The following is a 17,479-nucleotide window of genomic DNA, read 5'->3' as shown; positions in this document are numbered from 1 at the left end:
CAAATAAATGAACAACCGCTCATGCCCGGGCAGCGAGTTTCGACAACAGACCATATGTCTGTAGATGACCAATAATATAAATACTTACATGAAACCGGAGGAACTTGAGGACATGACAACTCTTACAATCAAAACAAATGCACTGGATAACAATATACGGATCATCAAACGTCTGGCAAACGGCGCAAAGGTCATAGCAGTATTAAAGGGGAACGCTTATGGGCTTGGACTTACAAAATTTGCATCGTTCTTACAATCAAAGGGTATTGATAACTATGGTGTAACCGAACTGTCAGATGCTGTCACCTTACGCAGAAACGGAATCACGGGAAATATCCTGCTGATGACTCCATTATATAACTCAGAAGATATCACGACTGCGATTGATCACGATATCACGCTCAGCATCACCAGTACCGACTGTGCGCATGTGATCGATGAAACGGCCGCCTACATGAACCATCCGACAGTCCATGCACATCTCTGCATTGACACCGGATTTGGCAGATACGGCTTCTTATGTTCAGATGAAAAACAGATTGCCAATACAATTCAATCACTGAGGCATATAAAAATCACCGGCATCTTCTCTCATTTTCATGCGGCAGCCTGCAGAAATGAATACTATGTGAAGAAACAGTTTCAGGATTTTACCCATCTCTGTGATGCTCTCCGGAAAGATGGCGTCCCGGTAGGCATCCGTCATATCTCATCTTCAACTTCGATGATAAAATATCCTTCCATGAACTTAGATGCCATCCGCATCGGTTCTGCTTTTCTTGGCAGACTTGCGGTTCCAAATGATTATGGTTTTCGTGAGGTCTGTAATCTGTCCGCCTATGTGGACGATATCTATGAACTGCCGGCCGGTCACAACATTGGCTATGGTCACAGCTTTAAACTGTCACACAATGCAAAGACAGCCGTTATCTCCGCCGGATATTATCATGGGCTTGGAATGGAACGCCACACCGATTCCCGAACAAATTTCTTCTCTCCGATCCGTATTTATTATAAATTAAAAGGCACTTTCCATAAAAAGACACCGGCTGCCAGCTTTAAAGACTACCGGCTTCCGGTGTTAGGTCAGATCAGTATGAACTCCGTTATCGTGGATACAACCGGATGTAATATCTCGGTAGGTGATACGGTTACATTTCCGATCAATCCAATCTTCGTCAACAGCGCTGTTCCGCGGGTGTATATGTAACCTGTCTCATGTTGTCCGGGCGACTGCCGGTACGCGGGTGTATATGTATCCTGTCTCATGTTGTTTGAGCTACTGCCGGTACGCGGGTGTATATGTATCCTGTCTCATGTTGTCCGGGCGACTGCCGGTACACTTTGTACTGTCGTTTGCTTTTTTTCGTTATGAGATGCAAATTGTCAGCGAATGCGGGTGCCTGTTTGAGCCTGAAAGGCGAGTTGGCACAGGAGCATGAGCGAATCAGACATTTGCAACGAATAGAAAAAAACAAGACATACAAAGTATACCGGCAGTATCCCGGACAACATGAGACAGGATACATATACACCCGCAGAATAACAGTAGCCCGGACAACATAAGGCAGCCAAACTTTATATCACATGGATGCGACAGGTGTTACTATCATATACTTTGCATCCCCGGTCAGCGGATCACGGCGTTTGTAATCGAATAATATATAGCATACTTCAGACAGACGATTTCCCGTCTCTCTGTTGTAATAAATCTTTTCTATGTGTGTCATTCTGGACATAGATTTCCAGTCACAGCCATGATAGTCTTCTTCCCGAAGGTATCTGTGGTCGTTGGCCTCACGGATGTAGAAGTCCCGGAACAAATCTCTCACACCCTCCTGTTCCGGGGCGAAATCCGGCCGGGTCTTCATATTCTCACGAAGATATAAGTCAAATACCAGCATTTCCCGAATCAGTTCTGTCTTCTCAGGGAAGTGTTCTTCTGCAAAATGAAGCAGTACATGATACCGATAGATTCTCGCCGGTGTCTGGATAAAATATCCCTTTTCATCATAATAAGAAGCAAGGCTCGCATAAAAATCAAACGGCGAATCAAATTCTTCCACCAGGAATGGCAGCGTGCTCTCAAACTGACAGCTGTTATAATAAATCTCTACCATTTCTTCGATCTGCTTTAATCGCAGGATCTCATCATAAGATATCCACTTTGTAAATAAGACTTCATACGGCGGACAGCTCGTATACTGTAAGCCATACCGTTCTGCATTGTCATGCATCTTCGAACCCTTTAGTACCTTTAAAAAACCTAACTGAAGCTGCTCCGGCTTCATCGCATATACATCATTAAAGGAATGTGCAAATGATTCATAATCCTCATACGGAAGCCCCGCGATCAGATCCAGATGCACATGCACATTATGTCCCTGATGGATCCGGGCAACGATCTTTGCCAGCTTATCAACATCCATTACACGATCGATCTCCCGTATCGTCTGCAGATTTGTCGACTGTACTCCGATCTCCATCTGTATTGCCCCCGGCCGCAGACTGTTGACCAGCTCCAATTCTTCCTCATTTAAAATGTCTGCTGCGATCTCAAAATGAAAATTTGTGATCCCATTGTCATGTTCATTGATATACCTCCAGATCTCCATTGCATGTTCATGGGAACAGTTAAATGTCCGGTCTATAAACTTTACCTGTTTTACCTGATGATCCAGGAAAAACTGCAGTTCCTTCTTCACCAGATCAAAACTGCGGAAACGAACCCGTTTGTCAATCGACGACAGACAATAACTGCACCGGAACGGACAGCCTCTGCTGCTCTCATAATAAATGATCTTATTTTTAAAAGTGTCCAAGTCATAATACAGAAACGGAAGCTCCGACAGATCGGTAAGTCCTCTTGGCTTCGTACAAATAATATCTTCTCCTTCCCGAAGCACCAGTCCGTCAATATCTCGAAAATTTCCGGTATCACGGAAATTTTCAATACCACAGGAATTCCCAGTATTACAGGCATTCCCAATATCATAAGACTTCCCAGTATTATGAATATTTCCAATATCAAGATATCTTCTCAACACATCATAAAAGGTTGCCTCTCCTTCTCCAACCATAACTCCTGTAAGCTCCGGCATCTCCGCAAGAAGCTTATCAGCATCATAGGTTACTTCCGGACCACCGACCCAGATATCTGTATCCGGAAGGAGCTTCTTCAATTCTTTTATGATCTCACGGATCATCTCGATATTCCATATATAACAGGAAAATCCAACTGCATCCGGTCTTCTCTTATAGATATCTGCAAGAATCTCTCCCTTTTGATTGTTGATCGTATATTCTGCGATCCCGATATATTCTGCAAGAGACGGCTGTCTCTTTACCGAATAAGAATACAGGGAATAAATACCCGGATTTGAATGAATATATTTTGTGTTTAATGCTGCCAGTAAGAACTTCAAGGAATTCACGACCTCCTACTATATGATTTTCTGTATCTTTGCAGGCTCATTCATAATAATCTCTTTTTTCATATTTCCGATATATGAAATTATTTATCTATTTCAAGGATTATACCACAGATAAGATTTATTAAGCTACAAAATCCGGAATTTGCCTTTACTTTAGAAATCGCGGATGATAGACTAAGGCTGTAGACAAAATTATATTATAGGAGGGTATCTATGAACAAAAAAATGAAACACTTATTACTGGCTTTATGTGTCTGTATCTTTGGTCTTATGATGACAGGTTGTGCATCAGAAACTACAACTACCATAAAAGTCAAATCGGCAACTAAGGCTGACTTCTCTATTCAGGTTGGCTATGACGATGAACTGTTATCCGCTATTGCAACCATGTGTGAAACCACAACAGAAGATCTCATCAAAGAACTGAAAGGATCAGGAGCTGTATATGCCAAAAAGACAATCAACGGCATCACCTACCACACCTTTACAGCATCTGCAAAAAATGCAAAAATGACAGATATTGAAAAGCTGTTAGAAGAAGCCGGATATACAAATGTATGTCTTACCAAGGATTTCTTCTATGCAACCTTTGATCCTGATAATGCCGCAAAGAACATGTCTTGTATCGCAGGGCTTACCAGCAAAGCAGCAGAGCTTCAGGCTAACGACAATTATGATCTGTCAAACATCCAGTTCTTTATGAAGACCAGTGTTACCATGAAGTCCAAGATCAAGACAACAAACGGTAAACTGTCCAACAAGTCAAAGGCAGTAAAATGGACGATCAAGGATGCTTCAAAGAAAAAGAATCTTTACGCTTCTACAGCTAAGACAACCAAGACAGCAAAGACAACAGCCGTTAAGAACAACAAGTCATACAAAGCCGGCAAGAAGATCACAGTATCAAACAGCAAGAGCCTTGTAAAGATGAAACTGGACGGCAAAGCAGTTAAGAAGAACACAGTCGTTAAGAAAAAGGGTACACATACCCTGACCATCTGGTCAAAGAACGGCAAGGTTCAGAACGTAATCTTTACAATTAAATAAGACGATTTATCACATAAAAAAACATCCATATCTTTATATACAGCATTTATCTGTATTATAAAATATGGATGTTTTAATTTTATAATTTTATCTTTTATCATAGACAAGAATCCATCTGCTCTATATTGTTGTGAAGCAGATGGATTCTATACTATAACCACATTATTAAAGTTCTTTATTTCATCCAGACATCGATATCCACCGAGCCGGAGATTCCCGGCACACTTCCCTCGCTGGTGTACTGCCAGCCGGTAAACAAATATGGGAAATCGGGTACATTGGAATATTGTGCCAGCCACAGCTGATAATCTCCCAGCCGATCCATATCCAGATTCTGTGCATACCAGTTCCTGTTTGCATAGATCATCGGTGTATATCCTGCATCCTTGATCGTATCGCAGAATCCAACGATTGCATCCGTCCGTTCCTCATTTGAGATATCATTGGCACGGGCGCCGTCCGCTTCCATCTTCTCCGTATCGATCACTACCGGATAACTGATCTTATAATCAGCAATGTTCTTGAGCACATACTGTGCCTCTTCCACGCCTTCCTCGTAGCTTACCGCCTGTGTATAGAAATATACACCGACCGGCATCTTGCTTTCGAGTGCAGTCTCTATATTCGTTACATAATTATCATCCAATGCCAATCCACCCTGAGTGTATCCACGATAACCAAGACGGATCATTGCAAACTGGATACCGGCTTCTTTTACCTGATCCCAGTCGATCGTTCCCTGATGACCGGATACATCGATTCCCAGCTTTGCCTTCTTGATATTATCATCTGAATAACGCATATACCCATCATCATCCATCTGAAATCGTTCCAGATCATAATTATGTCTGGCTACCTTGCTACTGATCTTATAGAGCTGGCAGGTCTCACGATCATCACCGACGATGATATAACTCTGCTTGATATAATTCCAGTAATTCTCGTAGATCAGATTTGCGAGTTCACCCGGTGGAAGCTCCACCCCATAAGTTACTTCTGTATATAACGTAGGCTTCGACCTTGTCGTCTTATTATGCTCCACCCCTATACAGATACCCGCTATAATACCGATCATAATACCAATTATAATGCATACCGCATATTTCATACGTTTTTCAAGTTGTTTTTTTCTGTCTATTTCTCTCATGTCTGCCACAAGCCGTTTAAAATTGGATTCGCTCTGTACCAAGTCTCAATTGAATAATTTTATCATATTTTCGTCTGATCGCATGGCGATATCGTCTTGCCACATCATCCGAAAACATATCTGTAATATCTTCTTTATTCAGAATCGCTCTGTCATATAACACTCTGTATTTGATATTCCAGTCATACATCAGACTTGTACAGTTATCGATACTTACCTTTATAAACGAGCCTTTCTTCTTTCCTGTTAATACTTTCAGATTTGCCTGCTTTCTGCCAACAGAATTCTTGACATCAAACAAAACCTCAGCCCCCGGAAACCGCTGCCATATAGCATCAAGAAACGCCTGTAGTTTCTTTGTTGTAAAATACTTCGTAACATCACAGCATACAAATAATATCGCTTCTCCCTGATTCTTCTTAACACTGTCAAGCCAAGTAAAATCCAAAATAGATTTTCCAATGTTCTGCTCCCTATCCTTGCTCTCCAGCATTCTGCGGCGAAGTTCCATTGTCTCAGGCATATCAACATTATACCATCGGATCCTTCCGTTATCCATCCGCGAAAACATGGTATCAAGTTCCGCCCCGACATTTACAATGATCCCATCTGCATACCTCATAATAAACTGTTTTACCCGTTTGTCAATCTCTACGATTCTTCCCATCTTAACCAGACGATCATATTCCGAATACATCGCATTCAGATCCTTATGGGAAACATTCAATTTGGTTGCGAGCTTAATAGATTCATCATCCTGATAAATCTTTGGATAGCGTTCCGCCACCATGGATCTTGCCCACACTGCCCGCTTGATCTCCGGGTTTACGAGTTTTGCTTCATCCTTAATACTGTCACTGATACGATTGATGATCATACGGCACTCAGGAATATGAGGATGCTCGATATAATCATGAGGCATCCCGAAATATTCAAAATAATGGATTCGAATCTGCTGTTTCTTTAGTCGATCATACAGATATCTTGCATATCCGTTTAACAGATCATCTTCTACCGTAAAAATGGCAATCTCATCACAGATATCAGTCAGATCTGCGTATACCGGACAGGTATATTCATTTTGATGATACAAATCCCTGATCCAGTATTTTCTCAAAAATTCTTTTATTCCTGGACGATAATAATACTTCCGCATCTCCTTCTTTCGATCCATCATTAGGTTCGCCATATTACCATCCATAAATTCAGTATCCATCGCCGGAGATAACAGAATCAGTTTATCCGGTCTCCTGATACCTTCTTTCCATGAAAGAACTGCCAGTGATAACGCAAGTCCGCCACCGGTCGAATCTCCGACTACTACCAGTCGGTCGATTGACATTTTCTTTGTCAGATGACGATATGCTCCGATCAGCATATCAAATGTATCCTGTGCACAGAACTCCGGTGTCAATGGATAGATCGGAACAATCGCACCGTAACCATTTTTCTCGATGACGGATGCAACAAATTCCCACTGATTTCTATTGATCTCCATGCAATGCCCGCCGCCGTGAATATAGAAAAAGAAATTTCTAACCTCTTTTCCTTTTGGCTTCACATAATAACATACACCAAGCTTTTCTTCGACCTTTGTGATCTCAAACTCATCCTGCATCCACTTTGGAGGAGTGCTGCATTCGTATTTTCTGCCCTTCAAGACCTTTTTTGCAATGTCATCTGCTTTCATACGTTTATCATCGAGCATGATACCTTCTATTTTCTCTTTTATGATAACAAGACTGTTTTGTGTACTCATATACTTTCTTCCTTAATATACACGTAACCCATTTTTACCTGTTACCATTTTCACATAACCATGGGTGAATATCAAGTAAAATTTAATTCTCAGCTATAAATCCCCAGTCTTCATCTGCCGTAATATTAAGGCTCTCAGACAGTGGCACAGGATCTATGAGATCACCCGTTACGGCATCTAAAATTACCAGCTGAGACGTATATGGATCATCATGATCATTATCTGCTTCCTCATGCCTGCTGAATATCCATGCAGGCACAAAACAGTATGTATCCTGATCCTCAGTCTGCCTCAGACAATATCCAAGCTCCAGATGATCAAATATTACTTCTCTGTATCCGGTCTTATATTTCTTATAGAATTCAGGTATTGCTTTCTCTGCCTTCTGTATCATTTCATCAAATGAAAGTAATGTGACCGAGTCTGTCTGTCCTGTCGGTTCCAGATAATCTTTCCAGCCGGCATTGATAACTCCATTTCCATCTACATATATCGTGTAGGATTCATGCGGAAGATCAAGTTCTATATCACCATCTTCCCCTGACAGATAATCAGTATCATAATATGCATAATCAGCAACCATCTGTGTACCCGCTGCCCGTCCATACAGGAAAATATAACCATCCCATTCACTTGCACCGACAGGGTTGCCGCTGTCATCATAATATGCCCACATCAGATCACTGACACCTTTAACCTGAACATCACTGATTCCCAGATCCAAAAGAAAATCATCAGCGATCGTCTTTGCTTCATCGACTGAATAGATACACTTGTTATCATGCACCATGGCTTCCGTTTCTTCCTCTGTCGTTCCGTCCTGTCCATTTCCTTGTGATGATTCGGTTTCCGTTTCCATGGACGCCGACTGCTCCTTATATTCTTCTACAGACATCATCGGGAGCTGGATCATATCCACCTCGGAGGCTCCATCCTGCGGACGATACTGTATCAAACTCTGTGTCATCTTAAAATGCGCCATCGGATATTCTGCACATGGAAAACCAAGCTCGAATTCTATATCATTACAGATGCCCTTATACAGATCAGCGGAATAATCAATAGCTGCTGCTCCATCCTCCGATGCTGCATCAAGCATTTTTTCCAGTCTCTTTATCTCATCTGTATACTGCTCCTCAAAGATTGCTTCTCCGTTTTCTTTTCTTGCTTTTGCATCTTCGTATTCCTGTTTTGCCGCATCCAGTTCATTTTCTATATCAGCTTTTGTCTTTGCTTTCTCACCACTCAGCTGAATATCCCGGTCAAATACTGCATTTACCACCTTTTCTTTATATTCCGGCGTCCTCTTCCTCTTTTTCACATATTCACGGATCGTACCTGACGTATCAAATGTCTGAATCCGGTCTGCTGCGATCTCGATAGATTCCAGCTCACTGTCTGCCGGATCTATCATCTGATGACAGGATTCCGGTATATCATAACCGGCAGAAACCGTTCCACTGTCGCCATTTGCATCCAGCCCTGTCTGTGTCGTTTCCTCCTGCTGCACGGAATCATAATCGATATCCTTCTTCCCACAGCCGGAAGTTATGGCTGTAAACATTAATGTGCCTGCAAATAACAACGCCATTCCCTTTCTTTGTTTCACCCTTGATTTTTTCATATTGATCTTCATCCTTTCCTGTCTTAGAATTTCCCGTTTTCCCTCATATTTCAGATAAAGTTCTGATACTGTTTATTATTTGCTATTCTGTTTCTACATTCATGGTCCGATATGTACCAAGGGCCTTTGATACTTCCACGATATCAATATAGGAACCGTCTGTTGCATCAAGCACCACCATCTGATCCGGATTCGACTCACCCTCAACATTTCCATTATCGTCTGTATATTCTTCAACCTGCGTAAATATCCATGCCGGTACATATTCAAATTCCCCCTCCCGCTCGCCCTGTCTCAGGCAATAGCAAAGCTGCAGGCGGTTATATTCAATCGTTTTATACTGTGTACTGTATTTTGCATAATATTCCGGGATTGAGGAATCTGCGCGCTCCATCAATTCTTTAAACGAGAGCATCTCTGCCGCTTCCGGTTCTTCCTCAGAAGAAAGATTATTTGTCCAATCCGCTCCGATGACACCATTATCATCGACTACGATCGTGCAGGAATCCGTAGGAATGGTTACTTCAGCATGTATCTGTGTAAAATTATCAACATTCCACGCATATAGTCCCTCTCCGATCGACTGATCCTTTATCATATGGTTGAATGTAAAATAATATCCATCGACATTTATCTCTACCGTACTGTAAAAATCATTATAATCCCATGCGAGCGCCGATGTCGAACTAAGAGACATATCATTACATCCGACATTCTTTAGAAAAGCTTCTGCTATTTCAAGTGCCTCCTGTTCTAAATACTTACATTCATTTACCGCCTTCTGTGCTTCTTCTGCTCCTGCATTACCATTTTCTACGCTTCTGTTTAATTCTATATACTGTCCACTCCTTATCGAATCCATCGGTTCATCCGGTGACCGGTACGATATTATATCCTCTTTTAATTCAAGACTGTAATCTGTATCTTCATCATTTGGTGGTGTAAAAATAAACTCATGATCTCCGATCGTTCCCAGATAACGAAGTGCAGAATAATCACCTGCCGCAGGATAAGTATCCGGTGCTTTCTCCAGTTTATCCTGAAGCTCTGCGATCGCATCATTTGCCTCCTTGATATGGTCTGCATCCGTTCCCATATTCTTCTTATATGCCTCCCAGGAATCAATCTGAGCTTCTATATCTGTCTTTGTCATATTATCCTCATCGTAAGCATAGATTCCCTTGCTCTTATCAAATATAGCTTCGGCTGCCTTTTTCCTGCCTTCCTGTCCTGTATTATTCCTGGATAATTTCTCTGTATACATTATGGCTGTGTCCGGTACTGAAATGTCACTGACCTTCATGGTGATATCATTAAGCCCTGAATCTCCGACCGCAATACTTCCATCATATGACTGCGGAATATCATATTTATCCTGAAGGCTTCCACTGTCCTTATTTCCGCTGCTACCATCGATATTATAATCTACATTTTTCTTGCTACAGCCGGCAAGCATCGTCGATACCATCAGCGTACCAACCACCAGCCATGCTGTCTCTCTTTTAAATCTTTTGTTTTTCATAGCCTTTCACTCCTTCATTTCATCCATTTTATTCCCCACTATAAAAGCTTCCTGCCGCCTTTGATAATTCAAGCAGATCGATCACCGTGCCATCCGTGGCATCTTACGACTTTCTAATTAAAACACACTATGCAATCATTTTTGCATCATATCTGTACATTTCCTGAATAATCAAAAAGGCACACCCATCGCCTTCTCTATATAATTACACGACTTGTTGCGTTTCTATTCGACTTGCACGCTTGTGTGGAGCACTTATCGAAGGCGAGTCAACGACGATGCCTGAGTTTAGTGCGTACCATGTAAGTCCCCTTAGCGAAGACAAACCAAAGGTGCAGTCTGAGTTTAGTAGGACTTACTGATTTATCAGCAGTCGCCCAAACTCACCCTGACGGGTTCAGACATGGGCTTGGTGCTGATAGCTAGTGCAAGTCTCATAACGAAACTACACAAATGTCGATGTTAATTATATAGAGAAGGCGATGGATGTGCCTTTTTAATCTACAGTTTTAATTTATAGTTTTATTCCTCAGAAGTATCTTCTGCACTGTTGTCCTCAGCGGAAGTATCTTCTGTACTGTTATCCTCGGAGGAAGTATCATCAGTATCATCGATATCTTCTCCGTCTTCTGTCGGTGTGTCATCATATGTATAATATGTGCCAAGTGACTTGGACAGTTCCAGAAGATCGATCACTGATCCGTCTCTTGCATCTATAACTACCAGCTGTGTAGGATTGTCTTTTTCTGAATAATCCTGATATTCATCATACTGGGACAAAATCCATGCAGGTACATAATCGAACTCACCATCTTTCTCGCCTTTTTTCAGGTAGTATGTAAGTTCCATTCCGTTAAACTCAATCTTCTTATAATTAGATGGATATTTGCTGTAATACTCAGGAACCGTTTCATCCAGCTTTGCAAGCAGATCTTTATAGGAGAGAATCTCTGCTGCCTGTGGTTCTCCGTCTGCCTCCAGATATTCGCACCAATTTGCTCCATTGATACCATTGGAATCTATAGAAACCGAACATTCTTCCGTCGGAATATCAATAGAAGCATTATCCTGCTGAAGATTTTCAACATTCCATGCATTTACAGTAGCAGTTGGCTGATTGTTGATCGCCCTTGAATATGTAAATGTATAACCATCTACTTCAGTTTCTAAATTATTGCCATCATTATCATAATAAACCCAGCAAAGTGCTGATGTCTTCTTTAATGATGCATCTGTGCATCCAACCTTTGCCAGAAAATCATCTGCCATCTGTCTGGCTTCATCTTCTGAGAATGTACACTTATTCATGTCTGCATCTACAGCGCTTGCATCGTCACTTTCATACTGCATATAATCATCAAGAGTTGTGGAATAGCAGCCATTTGCTCCATCCTTTGGACGATAGGTCAAGGTATCTCCGGTAAAATATAATGAATATCCGGTAGAACCATTATCTTCATCCGGTGTTGAAATTGTAAATTTCTGATCTCCGATCGATCCGATAAATGCATCACCTGAATAATCGCCGGCTGCCGGATATTCATCCGGTGCAGTCTGCATTTCCGTCTTCAGATCCTCAATCCATGTATCATAGTATGATACCATATCTGTATCAGAACTATTTTTCTTCTTTTCATTCTCATACATGTCGATTTCTTCCTGAATATCTGATTTGGTACGTTTCTCATAATCATACTCATAGATACCCTTATCTTTATCAAATACAGCCTCCACTGTCTGCTTCTTATCATCATTTGTCGTGGTTTTCTTCTTGCAAGGTGCAACATACAGATCTCCTGTATCCGGTACGATCACCTCTTCTGCATCAATGGCAATCTTCTGAATACCGGAATCACCTGTTGCGATCTGTGTATCACAGCTCTCAGGAATACCATATTTACCCTGAAGACTTCCGCTGTCTGCGTTGCTTCCACTTCCAGATCCTCCATTTCCGTCTACATCATAATCCACATCTTTCTTTCCGCATCCGGTTGCTGCTGTGCTGACTGCCAGCATACCGACCAAGAGCATAGCTGCCATTTTCTTACGATATGTACGAAATCCCACTTTATTATTTTTTTTGTTCTGCATATAAGTACCTCCTCTTTTCTTCTCTCATTATTATAGCTTCTGGATCATATCCAGTAAATGATTAATTTATAAATGTATTTACCGAGTCATTTCATTACTTTTCAGCTGTGTCACCGGTTGTGTCATCGGTTGTGTCATCTGTTGTATCGGAAGAAGCATCTGTTGTATCCTCTGATGAATCAGTATCTCCGACAGAGGTTATCGATGAATCTCCTTCATCGGAGACATCTCTTGCAATCGTATCAGTATCATAATTCTGATATGTTCCAAGTGACTTAGACAGTTCCAGAAGGTCGATCACTGATCCGTCGGTAGCATCTAAAACCACCATCTGATCCGGATAGTCTGCATTATTTGATTCATCTGCCATATCTTCGTACTGGGTCAATATCCATGCCGGCACATATTTGAATACTCCGTCTTCATCAGTCTTTTCCAGATAATAAGCAAGCTTCATGTCATTGAATTCAACCTTCTTATATCTGGTTGGATAAGTTGTATAATACTCCGCAATATTTGTATTTGCTTTCTTTAGAAGCTCATCAAATGATAACAGATCCTTACTCTCCGTCTTATCTGTAATCTCAAAATAATTTACCCAGTTTGCAGATATAACACCATTTGAGTCAACGTATACTTCACACTTTTCTGATGGAATACTTACAGAGGCATCATCCTGCATAAGATTATCAACATTCCATACTTCGGCAGATGCTGTCGGCTGATTATTGATCGATCTTGTATAGGAAAATACATATCCATCGACCTCTACTGAATCTGTATTACCATCTGCTCCATAATAATACCAGTAAAGATCCTGTGCCTTATTCAGTGTTACATCTGCCATACCGATCTTATTTACAAATTCATCTGCGATCGACTGTGCTTCATCTTTTGAGAATGTACATACATTTGTGGATGACATATCAACATCCGTCAGATCATCACCGGTATCCGGTGTGGAAAAATATACACCGCTGGCACCATCCTTTGGACGGTAAGTGATCAGTTGATCTTTCAGACCCATGGAACCGCTTGCCCCTCCCTGATCATCTACATTAACTAGGAATTTTCTACCACCGATCTCTCCCAGAAATTCAGTACCGGAATAATCATCAGCTGCCGGATATTCATCCGGAGCCTTCTGAAGCTGATCTTTTAAGCCATCGATCATGGAATCATACCAGGTTGAACCGGAAGTATCTCCATTCGCTGCAGAATTCTTCTTCTCCTTTTCGTACTGATCGATCTGTTCCTGAATATCTGCTTTTGTCATATTATCATAATCAAATGCATAGATACCTTTATCTTTTTCAAGAAGCGATTCTACAAGTTGCTTTTTTGCATCATTTGAAATTTCTTTTTTCTTTGCATATACGATTGGAAGATCCATTGTACTTGGAACTGATACCTCATCTGCTTCGATCGCAAGCTTGCTCAAGCCACTGTCGCCTGTCTCAAGTGTCATATCACAGGATTCCGGAATTCCGTATTTATCCTGAAGACTTCCACTGTCTGCGCTTCCTCCATTTCCTGATCCACCATCTACACTGTAATCTATATTCTTCTTTCCACAGCCTGTAAGTGTACTTCCTGCAACCAGAACTCCTGCTACGGCAAGTGCTGCCATCTTTTTATAATGCAGCTTTCTGTTTACCTGTGTTTTCTTAATACCTGCTGTGTCTTTTCTTATTTTTTTCAAAATAATTACCTCCTGCTGTGATCCTGCATTCTAACAAACAAAATTAATATATTTTTTCAGCGCTGTAAAAATATTAACACAAACCATCGATTTTGTTCATTAATACGGGTCTATTTTTTTATTAAACTTTCTTAAGCTTTCTTTTCATTTTTCCCGACATATTAAATGTACATGACCACTACATATTTTATGCAATATAGTTGCATCCTTTTTGCATCCTTTTTCTACAATTTCTTGTATTTCTATATTGCATTTTTTCTTTTTATGTTATAGTATGTGCGATGAGAAAGAATAAAGAGGTGTCATTCCAATGAATATTACCATGTTAAAAAGTAAGATCCACAGAGCAGTTGTTACACAGGCTGAACTGAATTATGTCGGCAGTATCACCGTAGACTCTGAGCTTTTAAAGGAAGCAGGAATTCTTGAATATGAAATGGTGCAGATTGTTGATATTGAAAATGGAAATCGTTTTGAGACATACACGATCGCCGGAGAACCGGGATCAGGTGTTATGTGTTTAAATGGTGCCGCTGCCAGACAGGTTCAGGTAGGCGACCATATCATTCTGATGTGTTATGCTTCTATGACACCTGAAGAAGCCAAAGAATACAGGCCAACGGTAGTCTTTGTAAACGAAAACAATTCCATCTCCCGTATCACCAGCTATGAAAAGCATGGCGAGATAGGCTAGAGAATAAAGCAAAAAGAAAGAGACAGTACCTAACGGCAATGTCTCTTTCTTTTTAATTTACGATATGAACAATCGCTTTTCTATTTTTCTTCTTTATTTACTATCCGCAGGACTCTGGCCAGGTTGCTGACTACGACTGCATTTGGTAATACATTCTTGGTTACAACTCTTTCCCATTCCATTCCTGTTTCATCTCTTGAGAATCTGCTTTATCTGATGATATATCTTGACTATTAGCCTTCTGATCATATATCTTTGTATTTACGTCATAGGAATTTGATGCATAGCCCTGTTCATCCGCATTATAGCCGTTCGAATAATAGTCCTGCCCATTTGCCTCGTAGCCATTCGGATAATAACCTTGCGTATTTGCTTCGTAACCGCTCGGATAATAGCCCTGCTCATTCGTTTCGTAGCCATTTGGGTAATAGCTTTGCGCATTTCCCACATAGCCATCCGGGTAATAGTTTTGCGTATTTGCCGCATAGCCATCCGGGTAATAGTTTTGCGCATTCGGATAATAGCCTTGTGTATATAGCTGCTGCATGTTCTGAGCATTTACAGGCTGTATATATTCTCCGCTTTCCGACTGCTGATTTTCTGATGTAGTTTTTTTCTGCTTCTTCTGTTCTCTGGCAATCTTCTTCTCATTTTTCTTCTCGGCTTTCTTCGCCAGACGTTCTTCTCTGTGTTTTACCCTGTATGCCCGAACGATCAGAATATATACGATCCATAAGATAAGCAGGGAAACGATCGCAATTCCGGCATATAACTGCCACCGATGATAGGATGTAGCATAACGGTAGCCAAGCTCACTGTCAAGTGTTAACAGTTTATCTCCTGATACCTGTATTGTCAGATAGATGCTGTAACCGATCACACCCGCACCTGCAAGTGTAAGAAGGATCTGAATAATAGTATATACGATCATGACTGCTTCCTCCTTTTCCTGCCCTTTACGAATACAATGATATAAAGGATCAACAATACGAGAAACAAGCCGCCAAGTGCGATATATTCAAATATCCGCTTCACTGTTTTTCCTGATTCATAGGTGACTGTCGCTGAATATACCGACTGATTTCCCACAGCATCTTCGGCAATTAATGTTATCGTATTCTCACCGCCTGACAGCGTTATCTTCTTGTTAAAATAGTTCTGTGTCAGTTCAACAGGTTCTCCGTTTAATGTAAGAACTGCACCGGCTTCCGTATATCCATTCAGATAGATGCTGCCTTCCGTTACTACTTTTCCGTTTATGTCTTCGGATACAGATAATTGCGGTGGAATCGTATCTACATAGATATCTTTTGAAAATTCGGCCGCATTTCCTGTTCCGTCTGTTACTACAAATGAAACTGTGTTATCACCATCTTCCAGATTCACACGATACATGCCGGATTCTTTTTCTCCCTCCAGAATTTTCTGTTCTCCCAGATATGCATCAAATGTGCTGTTAGTATCTAATGTCACCGTTGCATTTATGAAACTGTTTTTTGTCATATCCGAATCCGTATCAAAGGCTACATCTGCCGATACTTTTACTGCAGAATCTGCAGTGATCAGATCATACATACAGCTCTCATTTGCTCTCACAACTGCCAGATATACTTTGGATGCATCTTCTGCATAATCTCCATAATAAGCATCTGTCGCTCCAACAGCTTCTTCCTTTATCAGATTATGAGCCTCGTCCCATACAAGCACTGTATAAGCTTCATCCTCTGCTGCATTCCATGAAATGTAATAACCATCGTTATAGGTTCCGCCTTTTACACCGTCTACCTTCTGTGAATCATTCGGATTCTGATAGCTGACAAATCCGTCACTGTACGCCCGCTGATAGATTCCATCCACAGATACACGGATATAAAAATGATACTCACCACTTGAAAGGCTGTCCAGATCAAAGGAAACAGTACCCTTCTTATCCATATATTCACTGTAAACACAAGTTCCGTCAAATCCCTCAGAGTCTGTATCTGCAAATATTTCTACATAGATCTCATCCGGGCTGTCTGTGATCTTATAGTCTGCTGTTACACTTCCATCTGTATTCTGTGTTACCGCAAATTTGCTGATCACTAAAGAATTCGGAAGTTCACCAACTGTTACATCTACAGTTCCCATATTGTCACCTGCCACCTTAACTGTCCAGGTTCCTTCTTCTCCTTTTCCTACATTAACGATTGCTTCACCATTTGACTCGTATACCTGATCCGGTGTCTTATCCTTACTGTAGACTTTACCGGATGGTGACGTCAGCGTTACAGTTCCTGCCTGTTCATAATTTTCCCACGTCACATAAAAGACTGCTTCTGTATATTCATAATCCAGATCGATCGTTACCTCTGTCTCCGCTGCATGAACCGGAAGTATCAGACAGCCAACTGCAATAGTCACCATTAACAGCCATATACATATTTTACTTACTATTCTTGTCTCTCTTTTCATATGCT

At 41.1% G+C, this 17,479-nt stretch carries 12 protein-coding genes; 3 read left to right on the top strand and 9 right to left on the bottom strand.

What is annotated here, in order from left to right:
- Positions 1-112: 112 nt before the first annotated feature.
- Positions 113-1,210, top strand: coding sequence for an alanine racemase (gene alr, locus LK416_02115; GenBank protein ID UEA75000.1), 1,098 nt, complete (start codon positions 113-115; stop codon positions 1,208-1,210).
- A 373-nt stretch (positions 1,211-1,583) separates the two neighbouring features.
- Here the strand turns inward: alr and LK416_02110 are convergent, their stop codons facing one another.
- Positions 1,584-3,425 carry a B12-binding domain-containing radical SAM protein gene (locus LK416_02110; GenBank protein ID UEA74999.1) on the bottom strand — a complete coding sequence of 614 codons (1,842 nt, stop codon included), beginning with the start codon at positions 3,423-3,425 and terminating at the stop codon, positions 1,584-1,586.
- Positions 3,426-3,647: 222 nt separating this feature from the next.
- Between LK416_02110 and LK416_02105 the strand changes: the two genes are divergently transcribed.
- A complete protein-coding gene (locus tag LK416_02105; GenBank protein ID UEA74998.1) occupies positions 3,648-4,481 on the top strand; it encodes a hypothetical protein in 834 nt (277 codons plus the stop codon).
- A 175-nt stretch (positions 4,482-4,656) separates the two neighbouring features.
- On the opposite strand, the gene LK416_02100 is transcribed toward LK416_02105, so the two are convergent.
- The 6 genes from LK416_02100 to LK416_02075 all read right to left on the bottom strand — a co-directional run bounded on the left by LK416_02100 (position 4,657) and on the right by LK416_02075 (position 14,326).
- Complete coding sequence (locus LK416_02100; GenBank protein UEA74997.1) at positions 4,657-5,628, bottom strand: glycoside hydrolase family 25 protein; 972 nt, start codon at positions 5,626-5,628, stop codon at positions 4,657-4,659.
- Between the two features lie 16 nt (positions 5,629-5,644).
- Positions 5,645-7,387: an alpha/beta hydrolase fold domain-containing protein gene (locus LK416_02095; GenBank protein ID UEA74996.1), complete on the bottom strand. Its 1,743-nt coding sequence runs from the start codon at positions 7,385-7,387 to the stop codon at positions 5,645-5,647.
- A gap of 82 nt (positions 7,388-7,469) precedes the next feature.
- Positions 7,470-9,011: a hypothetical protein gene (locus tag LK416_02090; protein ID UEA74995.1), complete on the bottom strand. Its 1,542-nt coding sequence runs from the start codon at positions 9,009-9,011 to the stop codon at positions 7,470-7,472.
- A gap of 82 nt (positions 9,012-9,093) precedes the next feature.
- Entirely contained in the window at positions 9,094-10,533 is a 1,440-nt protein-coding gene (locus LK416_02085; protein UEA74994.1) for a hypothetical protein, read from the bottom strand.
- Positions 10,534-11,055: 522 nt separating this feature from the next.
- Positions 11,056-12,624 (bottom strand): DUF6034 family protein, encoded by a 1,569-nt coding sequence (locus tag LK416_02080; protein UEA74993.1) that lies wholly within the window; start codon positions 12,622-12,624, stop codon positions 11,056-11,058.
- Between the two features lie 94 nt (positions 12,625-12,718).
- Positions 12,719-14,326, bottom strand: a complete 1,608-nt coding sequence (locus tag LK416_02075) for a DUF6034 family protein (GenBank protein ID UEA74992.1) — start codon at positions 14,324-14,326, stop codon at positions 12,719-12,721.
- Between the two features lie 310 nt (positions 14,327-14,636).
- Here LK416_02075 and LK416_02070 point away from each other — a divergent pair, with 310 nt between their 5' ends.
- On the top strand, positions 14,637-15,020 hold the full coding sequence (locus tag LK416_02070; protein ID UEA74991.1) for an aspartate 1-decarboxylase: 384 nt from the start codon (positions 14,637-14,639) through the stop codon (positions 15,018-15,020).
- Positions 15,021-15,180: 160 nt separating this feature from the next.
- Here LK416_02070 and LK416_02065 read toward each other — a convergent pair whose 3' ends face one another.
- Entirely contained in the window at positions 15,181-15,951 is a 771-nt protein-coding gene (locus tag LK416_02065; protein UEA74990.1) for a DUF4813 domain-containing protein, read from the bottom strand.
- Positions 15,948-17,474: a hypothetical protein gene (locus LK416_02060; protein ID UEA74989.1), complete on the bottom strand. Its 1,527-nt coding sequence runs from the start codon at positions 17,472-17,474 to the stop codon at positions 15,948-15,950. Before LK416_02060 ends, LK416_02065 begins: the two co-directional genes overlap by 4 nt.
- Positions 17,475-17,479 lie beyond the last annotated feature (5 nt).

It is taken from the genome of Lachnospiraceae bacterium GAM79, assembly GCA_020735665.1.
GTDB lineage: Bacteria > Bacillota > Clostridia > Lachnospirales > Lachnospiraceae > Coprococcus.
The sequence above is the reverse complement of the archived record's forward strand: the minus strand, read 5'-3'. Positions and strand labels throughout refer to the sequence as shown.

Excerpts from the sequence above, each read along its gene's own strand:
- LK416_02070 (UEA74991.1), top strand. The coding sequence starts at position 14,637 with ATGAATATTACCATGTTAAAAAGTAAGATCCACAGAGCAGTTGTTACA.
- LK416_02080 (UEA74993.1), bottom strand. The coding sequence starts at position 12,624 with ATGCAGAACAAAAAAAATAATAAAGTGGGATTTCGTACATATCGTAAG.
- LK416_02095 (UEA74996.1), bottom strand. The coding sequence starts at position 7,387 with ATGAGTACACAAAACAGTCTTGTTATCATAAAAGAGAAAATAGAAGGT.
- LK416_02065 (UEA74990.1), bottom strand. The coding sequence starts at position 15,951 with ATGATCGTATATACTATTATTCAGATCCTTCTTACACTTGCAGGTGCG.
- LK416_02085 (UEA74994.1), bottom strand. The coding sequence starts at position 10,533 with ATGAAAAACAAAAGATTTAAAAGAGAGACAGCATGGCTGGTGGTTGGT.
- alr (UEA75000.1), top strand. The coding sequence starts at position 113 with ATGACAACTCTTACAATCAAAACAAATGCACTGGATAACAATATACGG.
- LK416_02060 (UEA74989.1), bottom strand. The coding sequence starts at position 17,474 with ATGAAAAGAGAGACAAGAATAGTAAGTAAAATATGTATATGGCTGTTA.
- LK416_02090 (UEA74995.1), bottom strand. The coding sequence starts at position 9,011 with ATGAAAAAATCAAGGGTGAAACAAAGAAAGGGAATGGCGTTGTTATTT.
- LK416_02100 (UEA74997.1), bottom strand. The coding sequence starts at position 5,628 with ATGAGAGAAATAGACAGAAAAAAACAACTTGAAAAACGTATGAAATAT.
- LK416_02105 (UEA74998.1), top strand. The coding sequence starts at position 3,648 with ATGAACAAAAAAATGAAACACTTATTACTGGCTTTATGTGTCTGTATC.